4 protein-coding genes are annotated in these 2,543 nt (G+C 46.5%); 2 read left to right on the plus strand and 2 right to left on the minus strand.

Annotated elements, in window-relative coordinates; genetic code table 11:
* Positions 1-126: DNA-directed RNA polymerase subunit omega (locus PX484_RS25580; RefSeq protein WP_502882684.1), on the plus strand; the 126-nt coding region annotated here is incomplete at its 5' end.
* A gap of 29 nt (positions 127-155) precedes the next feature.
* Here PX484_RS25580 and PX484_RS00775 read toward each other — a convergent pair.
* Entirely contained in the window at positions 156-947 is a 792-nt protein-coding gene (locus tag PX484_RS00775; protein ID WP_288102662.1) for a Uma2 family endonuclease, read from the minus strand.
* A 23-nt stretch (positions 948-970) separates the two neighbouring features.
* Positions 971-1,681 (minus strand): DUF3782 domain-containing protein, encoded by a 711-nt coding sequence (locus PX484_RS00780; RefSeq protein ID WP_288102663.1) that lies wholly within the window; start codon positions 1,679-1,681, stop codon positions 971-973.
* 201 nt (positions 1,682-1,882) lie between these two features.
* Here PX484_RS00780 and PX484_RS00785 point away from each other — a divergent pair, with 201 nt between their 5' ends.
* Entirely contained in the window at positions 1,883-2,416 is a 534-nt protein-coding gene (locus PX484_RS00785) for a hypothetical protein (protein ID WP_287669272.1), read from the plus strand.
* Positions 2,417-2,543 lie beyond the last annotated feature (127 nt).

Here is a 2,543-nt window from a genome sequence, read left to right on the forward strand (position 1 = left end):
AGACGGGCCAAACGCGTCCGCTACGATACCGTAGAAAATATCGATGACCCGATGATTAAACCCGTCCAACGGGCCTTGATGGAAATGACCGACGAATTAACCGAACCGGAATTATTACGCGATTAATCCCCTAAAATTGCCGAGGAACCCCACCCCTAAACTTCATCCGGATTGATCCCCAGCGCTCTTAGTCTTTCCGCTAGTCGTTGGGCTTTTTGTTCCGCTTCCTGTTTGGCTAAACGTTCTTGCTGGGCATTCAAACGTTCTTGCTCGGCGATCAAACTTGCTTGCTCGGCCATTGCCGCTGCTGCCCTCGCCCTTTCCTCTGCGGTTAAATAGCGATTTCCCGATCGATCATACCAATACAGCCATTCTCGCACCCAAGCGATATGTTCTCCCTGCTCATATCCCAAGGCTAACCCGATTTCTGGCAACCATACCCGATTATTTTCAGGCTCTAAAAGCTCGTATTTCCCCGCTATCAGCTTATAAACCTCTAATCTCTCTCTATTTTTAAACCTTCCCCTTCTACCGCTCAAGGGATTATAAATTGCATAGTAGAGAACGCCTAGGGTTTGATAATCCGCTAACTTTCCCTCATATTCCCCGTTATATTTCTCGGAAATCACTTCCAGGGCCAATATCGGCATAATATAAGCTTCTTCCCAGAGAACATAGCTTAATCTTCCCCTTTCTCCGGTATCGTGTTTGACTCCAATGGCTAAAAATCCATCCGGTATGATTGCCGGTTCGTCGGGATTGTAATAAACTCCCATATCGACACCAAAATACCAATCATCCCGCTCCGCCCAAATAAATGCTAGTAAACTGAGTAATAGATTGGGAATATCGTTCTGTAACTGGTTATCCACGGCTGTTTCGTCAGAACAGGGTAATTCTTCGGCACTGGGAAGAAGGCGATTTTTATTGTAGGAAAGGTTAACCATAGCGATTGTTTTGACTAGGGAAATTACCAAGTATTCGGTTGAAAGTCGGCATCATTAATAATGACCACCGTATCCCCGGAGGGTTTAATCACAAATAGACCTTTTTTATAAGCGTATCGATCGATCCCCTGGTTGATTTCAATTCCCGCCACCGCACCGTAAGCTTGATAGTTTTGATAATGGGGAAAAGCGATTTTAAAACGGGTCAATTTTTCAATAAATTCATCCACATCATCTTTAGATAATCTAGATTTACATTCCACCACCACGAGATCGGTATCATCTACCGCTAGAATATCAATTTCCATGGCGATGCCCTGACGCTTGACTCTAGCGCGGGGATAAACTTCTTTAATATCGATGCCTTTTTCCTGAAAAAGCCGTAAAACCGCCGGTTCTACTAATTCTTCCACAAATCGACCCCAGCGAGTGGTGAGACTATCTACCGCTTTGCTGGTTCGTTCAACCGTCCGTTTCAGTTCTGCCATCGAGCGATCGCTTTCTAGCTTAGATTCGGCCAGGAGGTTCTCTATTTCGACTCTATGGCGATCATATTCCGCCTTGGATTCGGCAACCAGGCGATCATATTCCGCCTTGGATTGGGCAGCCCGGCGATCATATTCCGCCTTGGATTGGGCAGCCCGGCGATCATATTCCTCAGCCCGGCGATCATATTCCTCGGTGGAAGCGCGGAATAGCTGGTAAATATCCTCAAGAGTTACCGGTTCACTCATAGACTTACCTCTAAAACACCCCTGATCATTTTAGCGATTCTGTCGAAAAGCCGGACGAGAGCCAGAGAGCAAAACGGAAAGAAATATTAAGAATTATTTAAAAGACTTGACAAATGTGCGGGGGGGGGTACGGTTTTTCTGGAATTTACTTGGTTCCAAAACTTGCATAATCCTTACAACGCTCAAAGAGCTTGATTTTAGATGAAACTAACGATTATGGGCATTTTATCTGGGGTTGCCTTTGCGAATCTGGGCATCTCTGGCATTGCAGAAGCTTTTCAACTGATTCCTTCTGGTCTTAGTCTTGGTAATCAGTATCGCTTGGTGTTTACTACCTCCGGCACAAGAGATGCTACATCGACGAATATTGACGATTATAATACTTTCGTTACCACTCAAGCTAACCAGAGTAGCGCGCTGACAGCGTTGGGAACGACTTGGACGGCGATCGTTTCCACTTTCTCTACTAACGCACTCACCAACACGAGTACCGATCCATCCCCAAGCGGTGTTACTGGCGTACCGATTTATTTGGTGTCGGGTCTTCGTGTCGCTGATTCTTACGACGACCTGTGGGATGGTTCCATTCAGAACCCGATTTATAGTGACGAGACGGGAAGCAGTGCCTCGTTGGGTGCGAACCAGGCCGTATGGACGGGTACGAATCCAAATGGCGGAACAGGGACGGGTTTAGGGACGGTTTCTTGTGGTCTTAATCTAATTAGGGGCTGCTGAAAAAGTTTTTCGTGGGGGCAGGGTGTGGGGTGTGGGGTGTGGGGTGTAGGGTTTTACCGATTTTGAGGTAGTCAGTTACCTAATTTTCAGGGAAAAAGTACCTGAATTTTACCCCCGATCCCTCCAA

Origin of the sequence: Microcystis sp. M49636_WE2, assembly GCF_030065375.1 — a bacterium.
GTDB classification, from domain to species: Bacteria; Cyanobacteriota; Cyanobacteriia; order Cyanobacteriales; family Microcystaceae; genus Microcystis; species Microcystis aeruginosa_C.